Genomic DNA, 21,767 nt, shown 5'->3' with positions numbered 1-21,767 from the left:
CATTTTAAAATAAGAATGATACTAGTATTTGGCGGAACAACAGAAGGAAGAAAGGTAGCAAAGGTGCTACAAGGAAGCGCTATGCCTTTTGTGTATTCTACCAAAACCAACATTGCTTTTGAAGAAACAGAAGTTGCTAGTTATCGATATGGCGCGCTAAATGAAAAAGAATTAGAAGCTTATCTTATAGAAAAAAGTATCGATATCATTATTAATGCATCCCATCCTTTTGCAGAAATACTGCATCAAACCATAGCAAAGGTTGCTGAAAAATTACAGATTCCTGTTATACGGTTTGGACGACAATTACTTTCTAAAACAAACCATGCGCTAGTATCTTATGTAAATACATATAATGACGCTTTAAAATTATTAAAAAGCAATCAAACCCTATTGGCATTAACGGGTGTTCAATCCATCAAAAGATTAAAACCTTGGTGGCAAAATAATACAAGCTATTTTAGAATCCTTAATAGACCAGAATCCATTGCTATTGCTCAAGAAAGTAACTTTTCTGAAAAACAACTGATCCTAGGTTTGCCTTCTGCAAATTTGGAAGAAGAAATCTCATTACTTAAAAAGTATAAAATAGATGTTGTACTAACAAAAGAAACAGGGAACAGTGGTTTTTTATCCACAAAAATTGAGGCTGCTCTAAAAACAAACACACAGATTATCATCATCAAACAACCTAAAATACCAAGCTATTTTAAGATAGTGTATGATGTTAATGAATTGGAATTAGTCATTTCTAAAAAGAGCCTGCTATGAGTTTAAGGAAGATTCCAAAAGGACCATTAAGAGAGGGATTTACAACAGGTACCTGTGCAACTGCTGCGACGAAAGCTGGATTAATGGCTATTATTCATCAAAAAGCGACTTCAAAAGTAAAGATACATCTGCCAATTGATAAAGTTGTTGAGCTACCAATACATTGTTGTGAATTTACAGAAGATACTGCTAAATGTTCGGTGATTAAAGATGCTGGAGACGATCCAGATGTAACTAATGGCGCAGAAATAGGATGTATTGTAGCACTAACACAACAAAAAGATATTCAGTTTTTTGCAGGTGAAGGTGTTGGAACGGTTACGCTTAAAGGCTTGGAACTTGCTATTGGAGAACCAGCGATCAATCCCGTTCCAAGAAAAATGATGCGTAGCGCCATTCAAAAACTATTGCACGATTACGATTTAGAATGCGGTGTATCGATAACTGTTTTTGTTACCGATGGAAAAAAAATAGCAAAGCGTACACTCAATGAACGTGTAGGTATTATGAATGGCATTTCTATTTTAGGAACCAGTGGTATTGTAAAACCTTACTCTTCCTCATCTTATATTGCCAGTATTGAACAAGGTATAGACGTTGCTGTTGCCAATAAAACCAGCGAATTGGTTATTAATTCTGGTGCAAGAAGCGAAAAATATTTGCGAACAAAGTTTAGCCATCTTCCAGAACATGCATTTATTCATTATGGTAATTGGATTGGAGAAACCCTAACTAAAATCAATAAATCACCTATAAAAAAAGTAAGCATTGGTATTATGTTGGGGAAAGCGGTAAAACTAGCAGGAGGGGTTACCTACACACATAGCTGCGTTTCTAGCTGGAATAAAGATTTTGTAGTTCGGTTAGCCGAAGAAATTGGATTTAAAGAAACTGAAAAAATTAGAACATTAAATATGGCTGGACGATTAATTGAGTTGTTTGATTTTGAACAAAACTCAGCTTTCTTCCAACTGTTATTAAAGCATTGCTACCAGCATACCCAGGTAAAAATTAAACAGGTAGCATTAGAGATTTACCTTATTCATAAAGACGGAACACTTATTAAATATAAAAAATGACAATAACTTCTTTAATCAGACCCCTAATGGCGGGTATTTTACATTCTTTTGAACCCGATCATGTAACAGCTGTTTCTGTATTGGCAACAGAAAATGCTATCAATAAAAAAAGGGTTAACATTAAAACTGTTTTTAAAGCCTCTCAATGGGCCTTCGGACATTCGGTGACACTTTTACTTTTTGGTGGTGTGGCACTGTTTTTTAGAAGTATGGCTAGTTTGATTATTGAGGATATTTCCTTTTGGGCAGAACTTATTGTTGGCCCTATTATGATCTGGTTAGGGGTTACGGCAATTAAGAGAAATTACGCCATTAATGAGATGGTACAAGATCACAAAAAAATTGAACCACACGAGCATGACATCTCTAACCCCATACATCTTCACGGAACCAAAGGCGAAGAAATCGCAGTAAACCCGATGAATAAATCATTTTGGATTGGAATGATGCATGGTTTAGCTGGAACTGGCGGCGCATTAACGTCTGCTTTAGTATTGAGTTCCAGTACAGTAAATGAAGCCTTATTGGTCTTAGCTATAGAATCTTTAGGGATTATTATAGCAATGGGTGTTTATAGTTATGTTTTAATAGCCGTAATGAGTCGGTTTTTAGAACGGAATTTATCAGTTTTTAAATGGATGAACGGCCTGGCAGGGCTTGCATCCATCCTTATAGGAATTTTTTGGACATATAATGCGCTTTCAGGATTATGAGACAAGATAAAAACCAAATAAAGTTTCCCTTTTCGGCCATTGTTGGTCAAGACAACTTTAAGCTAGCGCTTATTTTAAATTTGATCGATCCATTGATTGGCGGGGTATTAGCCATTGGAGATAAAGGCACAGGAAAAACCACTTTGATTAGAGCCTTAACAAATTTAATGGGAGATGAAAAGGAATCCCCCTTTGTTAATTTGCCTATTGGCGTCTCTGAAGATCGACTTGTTGGAAGCATTGATTTGGAACAATTGATTAATGCTAAAAAAGAAGTGGTCAACTTAGGATTAATGGCACAAGCACATCAAGGTGTTTTGTATGTAGACGAAGTGAATCTGTTGCAAGATTATCTCACCGATATTTTGTTGGATGCTACCGCTTCTGGCAACTATTATTTAGAAAGAGAAGGCATATCGCGTTATTTTAAAAGCCAGTTTTGTTTAGTGGGGTCTATGAACCCCGAAGAAGGAAGTTTAAGACCACAACTAAAAGACCGTTTTGGATTAAGTGTGACTATTACGACTCCTAAAGATGTTAAAGTACGTCAAAAAATCATGAAACAACGTTTAGCTTTTGATGATGATCCTTCACAATTTATAATCAATTACAAAAGCAAAGACGAAAGCATAGCCACACAAATTAAAACCGCTAAAAGCAAGTTGTTATCTATAAAAATAGATGATAGCATTATTGAATACTGTAGTGAATTAGCCATACAACACCAAGTAGAAGGTTTACGAGCCGATATTTTATTAATAAAAACGGCGAGAGCCTATGCTGCTTATAAAAATATAACAGAAGTAACCACAAAGGAGGTTGATAGTATTGCAGATTTTGTGCTAAATCATAGAAGTTTGAATACGCCAGATCAACAAAATCGACCACAAGAGCAAAACCATCAGCCTCAAGAATCAGACCCAGATACAAATACTTCAAAAGAAGAAAAGGCCACTATTTTAATACCTGAAAATGAATTTCAGAAGCCAAAGGAAATAAATGCCAATACCATTCAAAATGGCGCTTATTCAACGCAAAGTTTAGATGGTAATCTTACAGCAATAGATACAAAAAAAACAGTAAATCAATATTTAGCAACCGATAAATTTGAGCTAAAAACCAAACGCAAAAGCACTGTTTTAAAACAACATCATATTTTTTTAATAGATTCTAGTGGATCGATGCTTAAAAATCAGATCATTGCCTACGCCAAAGGCACCGTAAATAAAATAGCGGAGCAAACAAAAACACAAAGCACTCAATTTTCTATGGTTTCTTTATTTGATGGAGGCGCTCAAATTATTTTAAGAAATACTACTGTTTTAAATACTGTTGAAACAACATTAGCAGAAATAAAAACAGGAGGGAAGACCAATTTAATTGCTGGTTTTAAGCAAATAAAAGGGTTGTGTTCAGATATGGACTATCATCATGTTCTTCATGTTATTACAGATGGAAAATTAAATGAAGGTAGCCATTTGGAAGATGTAATACTCGCTTTTAAAACCTATTGTAAAGGCATACATAAAACTCAAATTGTAGATGCAGAAAAAGGCATTGTAAAAATAGGGGTCGCTCAAGAGCTTGCCAAACAAATCCATGCAGAGTATGAAGTTTTAATTACAGGGAATGATTAATAGAAGAACAATTGTTTTGTCATGTCGACAGAGCGAAGCATGAGCGACGAGACATCTCAGAGGGATGAGATTCCTCTTCGATAGCTACGCTATATACGTTCAAGTAAAATATATTTTACTCTCCGTAGCGTTCGGAATGACATAGTTTCATTACTTAAACAACAACTAAAGTAAATTTTATGGTTTCAGAAATTCCAACCCATTAAAAAAAATGACAAAACAATTTATCATAGCAGCACCAAATAGTAATGCGGGAAAAACCACGATCACTTTAGGGTTATTGCGTTTGTTTAAGCAAAAAAATATAGCACCCCAACCTTTTAAGGTAGGTCCTGATTATATAGATCCTAAGTTTCACCAATTGGCTTGTGACAAAACAGGTGTAAATCTTGATTTGTATATGATGACTCAAGAAGACATCAATACAAGTTTACATGTTTATAGTAGAAACGCACAAGTGAATTGTATAGAAGGCGTTATGGGCTTGTTTGATGGCGCAAAAAAAGATAAAGGGAGTACGGCAGAATTAGCAAAAAAACTCCGCACACCAGTGTTGTTGGTCATTGATGCAAAAGCAGTTGCTTACTCAGTAGCACCGCTTATTCAAGGTTTTGTGAATTTTGATAAAAACCTTAAGATCATGGGCGTTATTTTTAATCGCGTAGGGTCTGCAAATCATTATACTTTTTTAAAAGAAGCTTGCGAGGATATTGGTGTAAAGTCGTTTGGGTACCTTCAGAATATAAAAGACATTGCTATACCTTCAAGGTATTTAGGCTTAAATATAGAAGACATTAAAAAGTTTGATATCGTAATTGACAAAATTGCAAATAAACTAGAAGAAACAGTAAACTGGAAAGCCATTTTAGAAGCTTCAAAAGACATAGAAACTACAACAGTTTCATCAAAAGAAACGAAGTCAAAAAACAAAATCAAATTTGCAGTAGCTAAAGATGAAGCTTTTAATTTCATCTATCCTCAAAACATTAGAGTGATGCAACAATTAGGCGATGTACAGTTTTTTAGTCCGATACATGATAAAGACACTCCTAATTGCGATTTCATTTATTTCCCAGGAGGCTACCCAGAACTATATTTAAAAGAACTTTCTAGTAATAAAGAGATGCTTTTGGCAATTAAAAAATATGCTCAAAATGATGGTAAAATATATGCAGAATGTGGCGGGATGATGTATTTGGGGAAATCGATTCTATCCGAAGATAATGAAACCTATAACATGGTAAACTATTTTAATTTTGAATCTACCATTGCCAATCCCAAACTGCATCTGGGGTATCGTACGTCTGAAATAAACAATCATTCTTTTAAAGGGCATGAGTTTCATTATTCAAGTATAATAAACGATAACGAAACCAGTATGGAGGCAAACATCATAAATGCTAGAGGCGGTAAAACAACCACGAAAATTTATAAAAAACAGCATGTAATGGGGTCTTACGTACATCATTATTTTGGTACTACAGAACGACTTTCACAATTGATAAACGAAATAAACCACAACTTATGAAAATTTATACCCGCAAAGGAGATAAAGGAACAACAGGTGTTTTTGGAGGCAAAAGAGAATTTAAAAACTCCCCACGAATTGAATGTATAGGAACGCTTGATGAAGTTAATTCTACCATAGGATTGCTGAGAAGCAAATTAGGAAACGATCATGAATGGCAGCCCAATCTGCATCGAATCCAAAAAGATATGATGAATATGATGTCACACTTGGCGCGTCCATCAGATTCTAAGAAAGAAAATCCGAATCCAAAACCAGAAGATGGCGCAGAATTTTGCGAAAATTGGTTAGACGAATTAGAGGATAACATTAGTTCGCCTTCAGACTATTTTTTATTGCCAGGAGGAAACGAAATATCTGCACTTTGCCATGTTTGCAGAACTCAAGTAAGAAGGGGAGAAAGGCAGTTGGTTACTTTAATGCAAGAAGATCCAGAATGTGTTCACGATTACATTTCCAGATATATAAACAGGCTCTCAGATTTGTTTTTTACAATGGCTAGAGCAGAAATGGACAAACACGGCGTTGCCGAAGAAAAGTGGAATTTATTTTTATATAAAAGAAAGAAAAAAACAAACTCATAAAAACGATTACAATGAATAAAATACCAATTACTATAGTTACAGGTTTTTTAGGCGTAGGAAAAACGACCTTGGTTCACAATATGTTAAAAAATGCCAATGGCAAGCGTATCGCTGTTTTGGTGAATGAATTTGGAGAAGTAGATGTAGATGGTCAATTGATAGGGGCAACAGGATGTGAGGATGATGACTGCGATTTAATCCAGTTACCAAACGGCTGTATTTGCTGTACCGTACAAGAAGAGTTCTTACCTTCTATGTTGCAATTATTAGAGCGTAAAGATCAAATAGATCATATTGTCATAGAAACATCGGGATTGTCGATGCCTAAGCCCTTGGTGAAAGCAGTAAACTGGCCCGATTTAAAACCTCATATTACAATAGATTCCGTTATTACTGTCGTAGATGCTGTGGGGATCGCTACTGGAGAAATTTGTGATCGAGAGCGTGTGCAAGCACAACGTTTAGCAGATGATTCGTTAGATCATGAAACGCCAATAGAAGAACTGTTTTTAGATCAATTAACCTGTGCCGACTTGGTTTTAGTAAGCAAGAGAGATTTAGTTGATGATGAGACATTTGAAGAAATCAATCAAATTATAACCAATAAAGCAAGATCAAATACTAAAATTATTCCTGTTGTAAATGGCGAGTTAGATAACGCCTTATTACTAGGTTTAGAAGCTTCAGCAGAAAATGATGTGGATAACCGTCATTCCATTCATGAAGAACATCATAAGCATGGGCATCACCACCATCACAATGATGATATTCAAAATGCATTACTAGAATATCCAGAAACAGCAGATATTAAGGCTTTAGTTGCAGATTTAAAAGGCTTAGTCCAAAATCATGAAATTTATCGTATAAAAGGATTTGTTAACATCCCAAACAAACCCATGCGTATGGTTTTACAAGGCGTAGGGGCTCGTTTCGATTATTATTTTGAAAGACCTTGGGAAGAAAATGAAATCCGTAAAACAAAACTGGTTGTTATTGGTAAAGGGGTTGAGGAATTAAAAGCAGAAAACTCAATTTAGTGCATTTAATTTCTACAATACCTGGTGGATGGAATCCCAATGATGAAGGTGTTTTTTACATCGATCAATCTCCTGGAGACATTGTTTTTTTGTCTTCAGCAGATTCCGATTTATTTATGATGAACAATGCCTACAAATCATTATATCATGCCGTAGATGCGCTCCCTTCTTTTCGTTTTGCCAATCTTTCCTATTTTAAGCAAGAGCTGACTATAGATACTTATGTGGATGAAGTCATTTCTTCTGCAAAGATTGTAATACTTAAACTTTTAGGAGGAAAAGCATATTATAATTACCTCTGCGAAGCCATAACGGAATGTTGTGAAACAAATAACATTCAGCTTATATTCTTGCCTGGAGATAATAAACCAGATTTAGAGTTAATGAGCTCGTCTACTATGTCGCTAAAAGAAGTCGATGTTATATGGAAATATGTACAATCTGGAGGTGTTAAAAACTGTCAGTCAGCATTACAATTATTAATAAATAGAATTGGTGATTTTAATTTAAGCCCTTCAAAGATTACTACAATTCCAGATTTATTTTTATACAATCCCAACACAGGTATTTGGAATACAACAACACGAGTTGAAAAGAAAGCACAAGCTATTATTTTTAGTTATAGGAGTTATTATTTATCTAATAATTTAGATCCCATTCATGCTATTATTAATGCTTTAGAAGAAGAAGGTATGTCATCAACGGTGCTAATGGCATCGGGTTATCGCGAAAAAGATATACAGCAACAAATATTCGATTTGTTAAAACACTATCAAATTGAAAAACCTCAAATTATCATAAATACGACAGGTTTTAGTGTTCAAGGTTTTCATGATACTGAGCAAAGCCTGTTTGATGTATTTAATGTTCCCGTTATTCAGGCGATCATGGGGAGTTGCAACCATGAAAGTTGGCTGGATGGAGATTTTGGTTTGCCTCCCACAGATATTGCTATGAATATTGCTTTACCAGAGGTTGATGGCAAAATTATTTCAAAAGTGATATCTTTTAAAGAGTCTATAGAAAAAGATGCTATAACAGATTCTGAAGTTGTTTCTTATGTACCGCATACAGAAGGCTGTTTGTTTGTGGCTCAAATGGCAAAAAGGTGGATCCATTTACAGCAAAAAGAAAATGCTCATAAAAAAATAGCCTTGGTGCTACCTAACTATCCTAACAAAAATAGTCGGTTAGCAAATGGGGTAGGGCTAGACACCCCTCAAAGTACTTTGCAAATTTTAAAAGAATTAGCAGATGAAAATTACACCTTAGCTCCAGATTATCCCAAAACTACAAATGCGTTAATAGATAAGTTAACCAACTCTGTTACGAACAGTTTAGAAACGATAAATTCATTAAATGAGCGTCATGCCATTAAGTTGGATGAAACGGTGTTCTATCGTTACTACAACCAACTTTCTGACACACTTCGGACAAAAATAGAAACACAATGGGGCGCTCCAAACAAATCGCCCAATTATAAAAAAGGTTATTTTTTAATCCCAGGATTTATTTCTGAAAACGTATTGGTTAGTATTCAACCGAGTAGAGGTTACAATTTAGATTTGCAAGCCAGTTATCATTCCCCAGATTTACCGCCTCCACCTGCTTATTTGGCTTACTACATTTGGTTACAGCACGACTTTAAAGCAGATGCTTTGGTACATATTGGAAAACATGGAAACTTAGAATGGCTCCCAGGGAAAAGTGTTGCATTAAGTAACGAAACTTGTTTTCCTTCAGCCATTTTAGGAGCCATTCCGCATTTTTATCCTTTTATTATTAATGATCCTGGGGAAGGCACACAAGCCAAAAGAAGAAATCAGGCTATTATTCTTGATCATTTAATTCCTCCCATGACAAGGGCTGAAAACTATGGTGATTTATTGAAGTTGGAACTTTTAATTGATGAGTTCTACGAATCTGCTTTAGTCGATAAAAAAAGAGCAGCACTCATTAAAACCAAAATTGAAAACCTGGTAAATGAAACCCATCTTAAAACCGATTTAAATCAAGATGGAAAAAATATTGATGCGTTATTAGAAGTGATTGATGGCTATTTGTGTGAATTAAAAGAAGCCCAAATACGAGGTGGTTTACATATTTTGGGTTGTCTTCCCGAAAATGAAAAATTAATCGATTTAATAGTGGCATTACACCGTTTGCCTCAAAATAATTTAAAAGGGATCACACAATGTTTAGCAAAAGATTTTCAGCTTAATTTTGATCCGTTACATGTTAATTATTCAGATGCATTTAATAAAGAAATCTTTGGTATTGAATGCAGAACATTTGGTCAAGCCGTTGAGCTTTTAGAAAATAAATCAAAAGGACTTATTCAACAATTATTAAAAGGAGAAGCACCAAGAAACATAGGGAAACACACCCAACAGTTACTGCAATACATACAGCAACACACCATTCCTGTTTTAAACAAAACACGACATGAATTAACTCATTTAATTCGTGGGTTGAACGGCAAATACATACCAGCGGGTGGTTCTGGTGCTCCTACACGAGGGCGATTGGATATCTTACCAACAGGAAGAAATTTTTATTCGGTAGATGTTCGCACAGTACCTTCCGAAACTGCATACCAATTAGGCGAAAAAAGTGCCCAAAACATTATTGATCGTTATTTGCAAGAAAATGGGGAATACCCAACATCTATTGGCTTGTCCGTTTGGGGAACCTCTACAATGCGTACCAGTGGTGACGATATTGCCCAGGCTTTGGCTTTAATAGGAGTAAAACCCATTTGGCAAGGAAGTAATAGGCGGGTTAAAGACTTTGAAATTATTTCTACCTTAAAACTTAAAAGACCAAGAATTGATGTCATGCTTCGTATTTCTGGGTTCTTTAGAGATGCTTTTCCAGACTTAATTTCACTATTTAATGCTGCTATCGAAAAAGTTGCAGAACTCGATGAAACCGATGAACAGAACCCTATAAAAAAGCGTGTATTACAAGAAAAAGAACAATGGCTTGCCAAAGGCTTAGATGAAAATCAGGCTAATGAACGCGCCTTGTATCGTGTGTTTGGATCGAAACCTGGAGCTTATGGCGCAGGTTTACAAGGGTTAATTGATGAAAAGAATTGGACGACGTCCGACGATTTAGCCCAAGCCTATATCAATTGGAGTGGTTATGCGTATTATGGGAAAAATAACAGCGGTACATCGGCTCATGAAACTTTTGAAAAACGTTTGTCTTCTATTGAAGTCGTTATGCAAAATCAGGACAATAGAGAACACGATATTTTAGATTCGGATGATTATTATCAATTTCAAGGAGGTATGACGGCTGCGGTAAATAAAATAAAAGGCACGCAACCAGACATGTATTTTGGTGACCATTCGCGACCAGATAATCCTAAAGTAAAATCCTTAAAGGAAGAATTATTAAAAGTGTTTCGCTCTAGAGTTGTCAATCCAAAATGGATGCAAGGGATGCAAGAACATGGTTATAAAGGTGCTTTTGAAATGGCGGCTACTATGGACTATTTATTTGCTTATGACGCTACTACTAATCTAATTGAAGACTTTATGTACGAGCAAATTACCGAAAAGTACTTGTTTGATGATGAAAATAAAGCCTTTATAGAAGCACATAACCCTTGGGCTTTAAAAGATATGTCTGAACGTATGCTAGAAGCGATTCAAAGAGGTATGTGGAAAGCGCCTTCAGAAGAAACCATATCAGAATTAAAAGAAATCTATAAAAAATCTGAAGCTTTAATAGAGTAAGAAGATAAAGTATATGAATAGGTTTATCTTTCAATCTTTCAATCTTTCAATCTTTCAATCTTTAAATCGAATTATTTTAAGCAATTTAGGACATTAGATTAATAATAAAATTGACTTTAATTTATTTTGTTGTTTCAAAGTATATAAAATATTGATTATAAACACAAAACCTAGATAATATTAGATTAAGAAGTTTTTTCTTGCTAATCGTAATTAAAGACTTTTTTTTAGATGCGTTTGTTCTGTCTATTATTAACAGTTAAAATTAGGAAATTTTAAAAAAAACACACAAATTTGCAGAGTGAAAATAACAGCAATTTTCTTATTTTTATTCCTACTATTTAAGCCACTAATTCCATTAGTGGAGTATGCTGTATTTTATGATTATATCAAAAATGAGCTTTGTGAAAACAAAGAAGCACCTGAATTACAATGTAACGGAAAATGCTATTTAAAAAAAGAATTAGCTAAAGCTACAGATACAGAGAAAAGTAGTGATAAAGGAGCTTCCATCTTATTTGAATGCTCTATAGTTTACTTTCAATATATTAATAATTATCACCTGTTGTTCTTTTCTACAGAACAGCTTTCAAAAATAGATACTTCATATAATAAAATTTATAAATTTTATTATATGGATTTCGTTTTTCAACCACCTATAGCTTAAGTTCATTATAAAAAGGAACTTGATAATTTAACAATTCTGTTTGGATACATATCTATTTATATGCTTTTTTATGTTAATGCATTAAAAAAGGTATTGGTATTGTTTAACAATTGTTTTAAAGTCTAATGGAGCCCTCTAAAGCTTTATTGGTGCATCTTCGACTTATATGAGTTTCTATTTATGTTTTGTAGCGATCTTGGTAGCAATTAAAATAATTGCACCTACCTAAAATAGGACTAAACCTTTTTGAATTTTTCAAATGGTATGAGCTCCTCTATTTAGAGCTACTTTATTTTCAAAAAATTTTAATAAAACAGTCCATAAATAATGAAACGTTTACACTTTGTAGTAATCGTAATTTTTGTTTTGGTAACATCATGTACCTTAGAAAAAACAGATTATGAAGCTGAATTAAGCACCGAAACGACCGAATATATAGAATTTGAAGAGGTAACCTCTATAACTAGTGGGGATTATATTATAAGTATTGAAGCGCTAAATGCTACGCTTTATAAAGGATATAACGAGATTCATCTAAACATTATAAACACACAGACCAATGTGAGTTTACAAGATAAAGATGTTACATTTTTACCCATAGTAACAGATGCCAATGGTAATAAGTCTTCTTGTCCACATGCTTATAATTTAGAATATAATGCCACAGAAGGTTATTATTTAGGCTATGCTGTATTTACAAGTGAAAGTGATACAACAATAAGCTGGCAATTATATATTGATTTTCAGGAGGGCTCTCAATCATACAAGGTTGATCAATCTATTACTGTTGAAAAGCAGACCAATATGAATCTCAATATGACAGCTTTTACTGGAAATGACAACGAGCAATATTTTATTGCATTAGTGTCTCCTCAAAGTCCAGGTGTGGCAGAGAACGATTTAGTTGCTGGAATTTACAAATACAATCAGCCAACTAGCTCTGAAGGCACGTTTCCAGATCCGTCACAATATGCTTATTCTGTTGTTCAAGATTACACCTTGTTGTTAGACCCGAGAATGCCAGAAGCTTCTATGGGAAATCATTCATCTCCAAACAATCAAGATTTAACCATGGAAAATGATGGTTTATATCATGGTGTTGTGAATTACACGATGACAGGAAATTGGACATTGAATTTCATCTTTCAGAATGAAAAAGGGGAAACGCTAAAAGGTACTGAGGTTTCAACAGAATTTACACCAGGAATTGAAGGCGCCAAAAGTGACCTCTATATAGACATATTATTTTAAGCCATGAAACGAATACTGCTTGCAATACTTTTCTTGGGAACATTTGCAAATGCTCAAAATACATCGATTGAAAAAGATAGTTCGGATGTGGTTTTAGATGAAGTGATGATTATTGCTGTTAAAAATAAAATGAAAACAGATATAAAAAAAACTATTTCTGTTGATGAATTTTTAGCATCGTCAGATAACATCAGCTTTATTAAACGTGGCGCATATGCGTGGGAACCGTTACTTAATAATATGAGTACGGAACGCTCTGCAATTACTATTGATGGGATGCATGTTTTTGGAGCCTGTACAGATAAAATGGATCCAGTAACATCTTATGTTGAAAGTAATAACTTGTCTGATATTGATATAAAATCTGGACAAGAAGGCAGTATAAATGGTGCAACCGTAGCTGGAAGTATCGATTTGAAACGGAAAAGAACGTCTTTTGGATTAGGAAAAACATGGCATGGTACATATCAAACAGGTTTAGAATTTAATAACAAACAACTTTTTAACCTTGGAAATGTGTCGTATTCAAGTGATAAACTGGTAGCAGACGGTAGTATGTCGTATCGAAAAGCAGAAAATTATACCGATGGTAACGGCGACGAAGTCAATCACTCGCAGTATGAAAAATTCAATACATCATTAGGTATTGCATATAAAACAACCGATTTATCATCGGTACGTATCGATGCCATTTTTGATAAAGCCAAAGATGTTGGTTATCCTGCACTTCCTATGGATTTATCACTGTCCAGAGCACTAATTACATCTGTAACGTACAAACAGTTTTTTAAAAACAAACTCATAAAAGTTTGGGACACTAAATTGTATTTCAATGCTGTAGAGCATTATATGGATGATACTACGCGACCAGAAAATTTAGTACATATGGATATGCCAGGTTGGAGTACTACTTATGGCTTATTGTCTAAAGTAAACCTAAAAAAGGAAAATTATTCATCTGAAATACAAATCAATGCCTATAATAATTTATCTATAGCAGAAATGCGTATGTATCCTCAAGATCGCAGCGAAACTACCATGTTTGCCTATAGTTGGCCATGGGTGACTACGCGTTATGCGGGACTTTCAATGAGTAATTTATGGAATATTTCCGAAAAAAGTCAGTTGAATTTTGGAGGAACTTTAGGTGTTAATTACAATTTTTCAAAATATGCAGAATTTAATTGGATTTTTCATCCAGGAGCCTCTCAAGAAAAGACGCGATTTTTACCAAATCTATATGCGAACTATCAGTTTAAGTCAGGTGTCTTTAATTCTTCTTTTGGTGGTGGTTACGGACATAGAGCGCCATCTGTATCTGAAGGTTATGGGTATTATATCTATAACAGTTTTGATAGATATGATTACATTGGAAATCCTGATTTAGAAAATGAAATTTCTTATGAAGCCAATGCGAGTGCTGGTTTTAAAAACAAAAAGGGAGGCCTTCAGGCTCAAGTGAATTATTTCTACATTCAGAATTACATTATCGGAAAGATTTTAAGCCAGGGAAGCCCAATGAATTATCAATCGGTAGGCGTAAAAGGGTATACTTCCTTGGATCATGCTACATTATTCAATTTAACAATGCATGCTAATTACTCTATTTTAGAGAATTTACATTGGAAAGGGACATTGACTTATGCACGCGGCTTAGATGAAAATAAAAATAATTTACCATTTATTCGTCCTTTAAGTTATCAAACGTCCTTGCATTATTCGTATCAAAACCTAGGGTTTCTAACGTCGTTTCATGGCGATTTAAAACAAATTGATTATAGCCCAGAATATGGAGAAGATGAAACACCATCTTATACCAATTGGAATATATCTGCAGATTACACCTTTTATATTAAAAATTACAAAACTGTATTTCAGGTAGGAGCCGAAAATATATTTAACGAATACTATAGCACGTATGCAGATTGGGGAAATATCCCCAGAATGGGACGTAATATTTTCACGTCCTTAAAAATAGATTTATAAAATTTAACAAAAAAATACTTATTAATAATTAAATTAAAAAAAATGAAGATTTTAACAAATTACCTTTTATTAGCCATATTATCATTAACCATCGCATCTTGTAGTGACGACGACATCCCTGTTGCAAACAATGTAACCTTAGAATTCAACAACACTTTTAAAGGTACGACTATAGTATTAGGAGACGAAACATCTACAGAAGCAACAGTAAATACTTCTGAAGCAGGACAAGTTTACCATTTTTCTGAGTTAAAATATGTAATCACTAATATTCGTCTTATTAAGACAGATGGAACTGAAATTCCTTATAATGTAAACGATTTAGATAACGGCGCAACTATTGTTGACCAGTCTAAAACAGAAACATTACAATATGTTTTAAGCGACATTCCAACAGATGATTACAGTAAAATCAAATTTGGTTTAGGTGTAAAAACAGAATTAAATACTTTAGACGAAGTCAGTTTTCCAAATTTTTATGAAGCAGCTGGAGAAAATGATACCGAAATGCATTGGGAATGGGGGACTGGATACCGTTTTACTAAAATAGAAGGTTTTTACGATACAGATAATAAAGAACTGTCTTTCCATTCGGGTAGCACAGTAGAAGGTGTAGAAGGAAGTTACACACAGGGTGTAGATGCTTATAGAGACATTACTTTAGACCTGGAAACGATTGCTGTTGTTGGTAAAAATGCACCTATAATAAAGATCGAAGCTGATTTTGATTATTTATTAAGTGGAAATAGTTATACCATTACATTAGTATCAACTGGAGATATTACGAACAATGCAACGCCAAGCGCACATACAGCTACAGAAATGGAGAAGTTTGTAGACAATATTGGTGGTGATGGTAGCGAAGATATTACGGGTATGTTCTCTATTACTGCAGTAGAAAACTAAATAAAATATTTTAAATAAGAGTCGGCTATGGTGACACATCAAGCTGGCTCTTTTAATAGTTTCACAAACACATATTTAATATGAAACGTATAATAAGAATGCTTTTTATACTACTGTGGTTAACATCGTGTAGCACTGATGATTCTGAGCACGTTTCTTATGATAATCCAGAAGCTCCACTGGATATTCCTATTAATTTTCCAGAATTAAATAGTTCGTTTTATACGAACATACCAACAGTATATGGCGTAGAACTGGGTGAGAAACTATTCAATGATAAAAGATTAAGTGCAGATAACACTATTTCGTGTTCGAGTTGTCATATACAGGAAAATGCATTTGCAGATCACAATGCAATAGGTATAGGCATTGAAGGACGTGTTGGAATTCGTAATACGCCACCTGTTCAGAATATGGCATTTATGCAAGTATATAACTGGGTTGGAAACAAACTTCAGCTAGAGAGTCAGCCATTAGTTCCCATTATAACACACGAAGAAATGGATTCCTCTATACTAGAAGTTATTGGTAAAATTGAAAATGACGAAGATTATATTGAATTATTCAATAAGGCTTTTGAAGGTGGAGGTATTACGGCAGAAGGCATTTATAATAGTATTTCACAGTTTGAATATACACTAATTTCTGCCAACAGTAAATATGACAGAGTACAAAAAAATGAAGGAGAAACTTTCACAGAATCAGAAGCTTTAGGTTATGCCGTTTTTCAGGACAAGTGTATCAGTTGTCATAGTACAGCACTTTTTACAGACCAGAGTTTTAGAAATATTGGGTTTCCTATAAATCCAAATAACGAAGAAGCTGGACGTGCTAGAGTTACAGGTGATGTAGAAGATTATATGCGTTTTCGCGTGCCGTCGTTACGAAACATTGAATATACAGCACCTTACGGAAGCTTTGGTCAGTTTGCGACTTTAAAAGAGGTTCTTAATTACTTAAATGATGGTGTTTTGGAAGCAGATAATTTAGATCCTATTCTTAAAGATAATAACAATAGAATTCCGCTCACAGAAACAGAGAAGGACAATCTTATTTCATTTTTGAAAACGCTGAGTGATGAGGCGTTTATTGGGCTTGAAGATTAAGAGGTATGAAGACTAGCTGATTTAGCCAAAAAAATCAAAATACACAACAGGTTATTACTCTAAAATGTTAGGAATAAAAAAAGTCTTAACCTTTAAATAAAAGGTTAAGACTTTTTAAGTTATTTATAATTTACTAAATGGTTTAAGGTATAACCATATGTTCCACTTTTTTAAACGTATTATTTTGGTTAGTTACAAAAACCAAGTAAACACCCGAAGATAATTTAGAAAGGTCTACAAAATGGTCTCCAGATTGTATTTTTGTACTAAATTGTAAAGAACCTATTAAGTTTAAAACTTTAAGATCAAATTCAGAACCTTTGGTCTTATCCAAACGAATATTTAATTGCTTATTTTGTATTGGGTTTTTATAGATTATTCTAGAATTGTCTTCCTCCAATCCTTTAGTTGTTGTATTAAGCGATACATCAGAAAAAGCCTGACTGGTAAAATTAATATCATCACTAGTTTGTAAGGTTAATTTACTCCAATTAAAACCATTTTTTACAATGTTAAAGCGAAGTACATGAATACCTTCTTCCAGATCAATATTATCCACTGTAACAACATCAAAAAGGTAGTAGCTACCTGTATAAACGGCTGAAATAACCCCAGTTTTATCCACACCATCTATATCTATGCTAAATGTACCAGGAGTTTCAGATACCGATGCTACGCGTACCTCTGCAGAATATATCCCAGACTGTGTTACATTAATAGTGTATTCTACCCATTCGCCTGTAGAACCCCAACCTATAGTGGGAGCAGCTCCATCTTCTGTGTCATTATTAAAGGTCGTATCTACATCCTCATCCTGTCTAGGTCCAGGCGTATCTGTTAGACCACTAGCATTTCCAGCAGTAACATCATAATAGGCAATGCCCGCTCCGCCATTATCATAATCTACCGCTCGAATTACACCTGGTATTCTGGTTGCTAATATTGAAGGGTATGGTGTTTGTCCAGATTCATATTCTGGAGTGAAAGTCATTTCACTAATATCAAACCCAGATGCAACGTAATAAAACCTTAAAATATGATCGCCTTCTGTTAGGTTTATATTATTTATTGTTAACTCTTGAAAGTTAGTCCATCCACCAGTAGAAAGCGCATTTACAGTGCCTGTAACATCGGTTTCATCTAATTCTAATCTAAAAGATCCTGGGGTATCTAAGTTAGAAGCTACTCTAAAAACAACTTCATAATTTCCAGATTGTGCCACATTTACAGAATATTCTAGCCATTCTCCAGTAGCAGAATACCCTATGTTTCCTCTACCACCATCTCCATCTAAAATATCTACACCTGTATTTCGGGTCGTATTATTTCCTTCATTTATAGTGTCTGAATCATGATAAGAAATCCCTTCTCCACCATCATCAAAATTGATAGCACTAATGGTTCCTGGTATAGCATGTCTTGTATCTGCAACTGGGTAAGGTTCTTGAATTACAATAGGAGCAGAGAGTTCAAAATCCATTTGGTTCCAATTAAATCCACCTTCTATAAAATTAACTCGTAATACGTGTTGGCCTTCCAACAATTCTACATTATTAATGGTTTTGCTTTGAAAATCTGTCCAACTACCAGTATTTATGGCATCAATATTACCACTAACATCTGTACCATCTACCTCTAGGCTAAATGTACCTGGAGTTTCATCGTCTGCGGTCACGTAAAAACTAATATCATAAAAACCAGATTGGTTAACATATACGGTATATTCTACCCACTCACCAGCTTTCATCCATCCTAAACTTCCATTTATAGGGTCGGCCATATTTGTATCTACACTTTCGTCTAGTCTAATACCATCTCCTACATTATCTGTAGTATCATCATGATAAGAAACGCCTTCACCACCACGATCGTAATTTACAGCATAAATTGTTCCTGGAATTTCATGAGATACCCAATTTGGATATGGTGTTTGCCCTTCAGCAAGAAACCAATCATCATTAGGTTCATAAAAAGGCGTTATTTTAACCCAATCAACATATACATAGTCTGTATCAAATAATGGAGGATTATATGTTCCTGTATCATGACCAGCCCACCATGCAAACCAATTGCCTACAGTATAATTAGCGGCTATATAAGGAACTTTATTATAAAGTGTTTTATACAATACATCATCTATATAGTATTCTACTCTTGGAATTTCTCCATTTCCACCTGTGTGCCAATCCCATCGGTATACATGATATTCACCATCGTTAAGATTAATAGGTAATTGGGTATCGCCACCATCGGCCTCTTCATTGAGTTCTCTTTCGTCTGGTCCAATCCAGTTTTTAAATACAGGATTCGAAAGCCCAATACCTTTTACTTCGATGTCTATTTCACTATTAAGTTTTACGACAGTTTCATCATCATTTTCATACTCAATATTACCAGCAGTAACCGCTTTTGCATATTGTACAGGATACTCATTCTCTGTAATTTCATCATACCAATATAACCAGGCTGTGGAAAGTACACCAATATTTTCTCGTTGTATTATTTTCATTTTGGTTTCAAAACGGCCAGAAGCAAATCTTTTATCTGTAAGCATAGCTGCTCCCATGCGCGTATTAAATTGGCCATTAAAACTTGTTAGAGTACCGTTGTAGTAATCTCCTAAAGATCTCATAACGGCATTTCCATTTTCGGTATAACAATTTTCTTGTATAACACCTCCGTGTAAATACAAATCGTTATAGGTTGGCTGTCCCCATATTCTATGTTCTACCCGCCAAGTATCTTCATCTAAAGGAGCTTCAAACTTATCGTAAAATATTCCTGGAGCCGATAAGTCTCCAATATCTGGATCTCCATCTATTTGCGCATTTACCGAAAAGACCAGTAAAAACATTAAAAAGGAAAAATAGTGCTTGTTGTTTAACATATTTTAAAAAATTTAATTCTGCCAAGATTGGCAATTAGGTTAATTATTAATGGAATCTTAAAATTGTTATACGTGCTAATTTGATTTAAAGTTTGGCTAGTACTAAGCATTTATAGAAGGATAATTTTATTTGTTGATTATTGTGTTTATAGTCAGTATTATAGGCTAATAAAAACAATATACCAGTCATCGATTAATGACGTTTTTAGAACAAGTGTTTTTGTATTGGAAGTAAATAAGTGTCCGTATTTTATTATCCACACTCAACTTGACGCAAATCGTACAATTATTGATTTTTTTTATATGTTAAAAAAAATAATTTTAACATTACAATAGAAACCTTAATCTAAAGAATTGCTCGACACTCTGCGTCGGGGTTTCCGATGTCACCTCTCCTTTGGAGAAGACAGAACTACCTTTTTTAGTTCTGGGAGAGGAAAAATACAGAATTTTGGTTTTTGACCTTTTTAGGTCAAAACCTTGTGGGCAACTTGATTGGGTATGAAACCAGCGAAATACCTCTGTGGCTCTGCCTCCTTTAAGATAGTTGGTTTCAAGAAATTCTTTATTCCCTTTTTCTACATAAATAAAATTTGTAAAGAAAGTCCTAAAGTACACGACAAAAAATCAAAACCATTTAACTTCCGCGAATTATAAAGAGTATAGGATACTCACGAAATAATTATTTTTGCGCTAGATGATGCCCTTTTAAATTGGAGCTCTATTCACTTTACATCTGAAACAAAGGGGGAGATGATGTAATAAAAATGGTAAAGCATCTGTTTTTTTGTAAGATTTAGAAAAAGGTTTGATAAATAGAGAGGTCTTATGCTGCCTTTGTTCTAGAAACTATACATGTAATGAGTTAAACGTAATTAAAAATAAGTTCATGAAACAAATTATTATTAATAAGCAAAATGATGAATTAACATTTAGGTTAGAGCGATTCAATAACCTAAACCATTTTAATCATTTACAACGAAAGAATTATTACTCTATCATTCTGTTACGCAGTGCTAGTTTTAATCTAAAAGTAGATTTTTCAGAATATCAACTCAAAGCTAATCATATGATTTGCTTATCTCCTTATCAACCTTTTATGGTGACCTCAGATGAAGAATGCTCGGGTTTTCTATTAAATTTTCATCCCGGTTTTTTTTGTACATACCGCCATCAAAATGACATTGAAACAGAAGGTATTCTTTTTGGTAATTTTCATGGCTTACCTTTTTTTAAACTCTCAGAAGAAACATTGTTTTTTAATCTCATAGATCAAATTTCAAGAGAAATGGATAAGGATTCTATTGCGCAATATGAAATGCTAGTTGCTTTTTTAAAAATTTTTCTTATCGAAGCTGTAAGACAGAAAAAGAAATTTGATAAAGATACTGTATTAAAATTTGTAGATAAACATTCTGAAGTTTTGCAAAATTTGGTAGATGCTATTGAAAGTAATTACTTTAAGTTGCATACACCACAAGAATACGCAGGTATGTTATGTATAAGCCCTAAAACTCTAGCTGTAATGGTAAAAAAATATTTAAATCAAACCCTAACAGATTTAATAACCAATAGAATTATTTTAGCTGCTAAACGCGAACTTTATTTAACATCAAAACCTGTAAAGAAGATAGCTGCATCTTTGGGATATGAAGATGAATTTTATTTTAGTCGATTTTTTAAAAAGAAAGTAGGTGTTTCACCAAATATTTATAAAAAGACAGTTGGTTTTGCTAAATTAGAAAAATTAAAAAACACTCCATCAATTGGTTTGCAATAAAATAGAAGACGTACCAGCTCCATGGAATCGTTATTCAAAAATAGTTAGAAGAGGCTGTTTAAAAAGTGATGAACTTTGTCATCCTATGT

The 21,767-nt window shown here is 34.0% G+C and carries 15 protein-coding genes; 14 read left to right on the top strand and 1 reads right to left on the bottom strand.

All coding sequences use genetic code 11. From position 1 onward, the window contains the following. Positions 1-15: 15 nt before the first annotated feature. The 13 genes from cobK to Q4Q40_RS18510 all read left to right on the top strand — a co-directional run bounded on the left by cobK (position 16) and on the right by Q4Q40_RS18510 (position 17,011). A complete protein-coding gene (gene cobK / locus Q4Q40_RS18570; RefSeq protein ID WP_303303480.1) occupies positions 16-771 on the top strand; it encodes a precorrin-6A reductase in 756 nt (251 codons plus the stop codon). Continuing rightward, positions 768-1,850 (top strand): cobalt-precorrin-5B (C(1))-methyltransferase CbiD, encoded by a 1,083-nt coding sequence (gene cbiD, locus Q4Q40_RS18565; RefSeq protein WP_303303479.1) that lies wholly within the window; start codon positions 768-770, stop codon positions 1,848-1,850. The genes cobK and cbiD overlap by 4 nt, the downstream gene beginning before the upstream one ends. Continuing rightward, on the top strand, positions 1,847-2,563 hold the full coding sequence (locus tag Q4Q40_RS18560) for a cytochrome c biogenesis protein CcdA (RefSeq protein ID WP_303303478.1): 717 nt from the start codon (positions 1,847-1,849) through the stop codon (positions 2,561-2,563). Before cbiD ends, Q4Q40_RS18560 begins: the two co-directional genes overlap by 4 nt. After that, a complete protein-coding gene (locus Q4Q40_RS18555) occupies positions 2,560-4,200 on the top strand; it encodes an AAA family ATPase (RefSeq protein WP_303303477.1) in 1,641 nt (546 codons plus the stop codon). The genes Q4Q40_RS18560 and Q4Q40_RS18555 overlap by 4 nt, the downstream gene beginning before the upstream one ends. A 211-nt stretch (positions 4,201-4,411) precedes the next feature. Then, positions 4,412-5,728 carry a cobyrinic acid a,c-diamide synthase CobB gene (locus Q4Q40_RS18550; RefSeq protein ID WP_303303475.1) on the top strand — a complete coding sequence of 439 codons (1,317 nt, stop codon included), beginning with the start codon at positions 4,412-4,414 and terminating at the stop codon, positions 5,726-5,728. After that, entirely contained in the window at positions 5,725-6,312 is a 588-nt protein-coding gene (locus tag Q4Q40_RS18545) for a cob(I)yrinic acid a,c-diamide adenosyltransferase (RefSeq protein ID WP_303303474.1), read from the top strand. The genes Q4Q40_RS18550 and Q4Q40_RS18545 overlap by 4 nt, the downstream gene beginning before the upstream one ends. An 11-nt stretch (positions 6,313-6,323) precedes the next feature. Next, positions 6,324-7,349: a cobalamin biosynthesis protein CobW gene (gene cobW / locus Q4Q40_RS18540; RefSeq protein ID WP_303303473.1), complete on the top strand. Its 1,026-nt coding sequence runs from the start codon at positions 6,324-6,326 to the stop codon at positions 7,347-7,349. Then, positions 7,349-11,095, top strand: a complete 3,747-nt coding sequence (cobN, locus tag Q4Q40_RS18535; protein WP_303303472.1) for a cobaltochelatase subunit CobN — start codon at positions 7,349-7,351, stop codon at positions 11,093-11,095. Before cobW ends, cobN begins: the two co-directional genes overlap by 1 nt. A 301-nt stretch (positions 11,096-11,396) precedes the next feature. Next, positions 11,397-11,762, top strand: a complete 366-nt coding sequence (locus tag Q4Q40_RS18530; RefSeq protein ID WP_303303471.1) for a hypothetical protein — start codon at positions 11,397-11,399, stop codon at positions 11,760-11,762. 327 nt (positions 11,763-12,089) lie between these two features. Beyond that, a complete protein-coding gene (locus tag Q4Q40_RS18525) occupies positions 12,090-13,013 on the top strand; it encodes a hypothetical protein (RefSeq protein WP_303303470.1) in 924 nt (307 codons plus the stop codon). Positions 13,014-13,016: 3 nt separating this feature from the next. Beyond that, the gene (locus tag Q4Q40_RS18520; RefSeq protein WP_303303468.1) at positions 13,017-14,999 is read left to right on the top strand and encodes a TonB-dependent receptor plug domain-containing protein; all 1,983 of its coding nucleotides are present in this window, start codon (positions 13,017-13,019) and stop codon (positions 14,997-14,999) included. A 42-nt stretch (positions 15,000-15,041) separates the two neighbouring features. Continuing rightward, complete coding sequence (locus Q4Q40_RS18515) at positions 15,042-15,905, top strand: MbnP family protein (RefSeq protein WP_303303467.1); 864 nt, start codon at positions 15,042-15,044, stop codon at positions 15,903-15,905. 80 nt (positions 15,906-15,985) lie between these two features. Beyond that, entirely contained in the window at positions 15,986-17,011 is a 1,026-nt protein-coding gene (locus Q4Q40_RS18510; protein ID WP_303303466.1) for a cytochrome-c peroxidase, read from the top strand. 142 nt (positions 17,012-17,153) lie between these two features. On the opposite strand, the gene Q4Q40_RS18505 is transcribed toward Q4Q40_RS18510, so the two are convergent. Next, positions 17,154-19,898: a carbohydrate-binding protein gene (locus tag Q4Q40_RS18505; protein WP_303303465.1), complete on the bottom strand. Its 2,745-nt coding sequence runs from the start codon at positions 19,896-19,898 to the stop codon at positions 17,154-17,156. Positions 19,899-20,787: 889 nt separating this feature from the next. Between Q4Q40_RS18505 and Q4Q40_RS18500 the strand changes: the two genes are divergently transcribed. After that, complete coding sequence (locus tag Q4Q40_RS18500; RefSeq protein WP_303303464.1) at positions 20,788-21,678, top strand: helix-turn-helix domain-containing protein; 891 nt, start codon at positions 20,788-20,790, stop codon at positions 21,676-21,678. The last annotated feature ends 89 nt before the right edge of the window (positions 21,679-21,767 follow it).

The sequence above is a fragment of the Flavivirga jejuensis genome, from assembly GCF_030540765.1.
Lineage (GTDB): Bacteria > Bacteroidota > Bacteroidia > Flavobacteriales > Flavobacteriaceae > Flavivirga > Flavivirga jejuensis.
The sequence above is the reverse complement of the archived record's forward strand: the minus strand, read 5'-3'. Positions and strand labels throughout refer to the sequence as shown.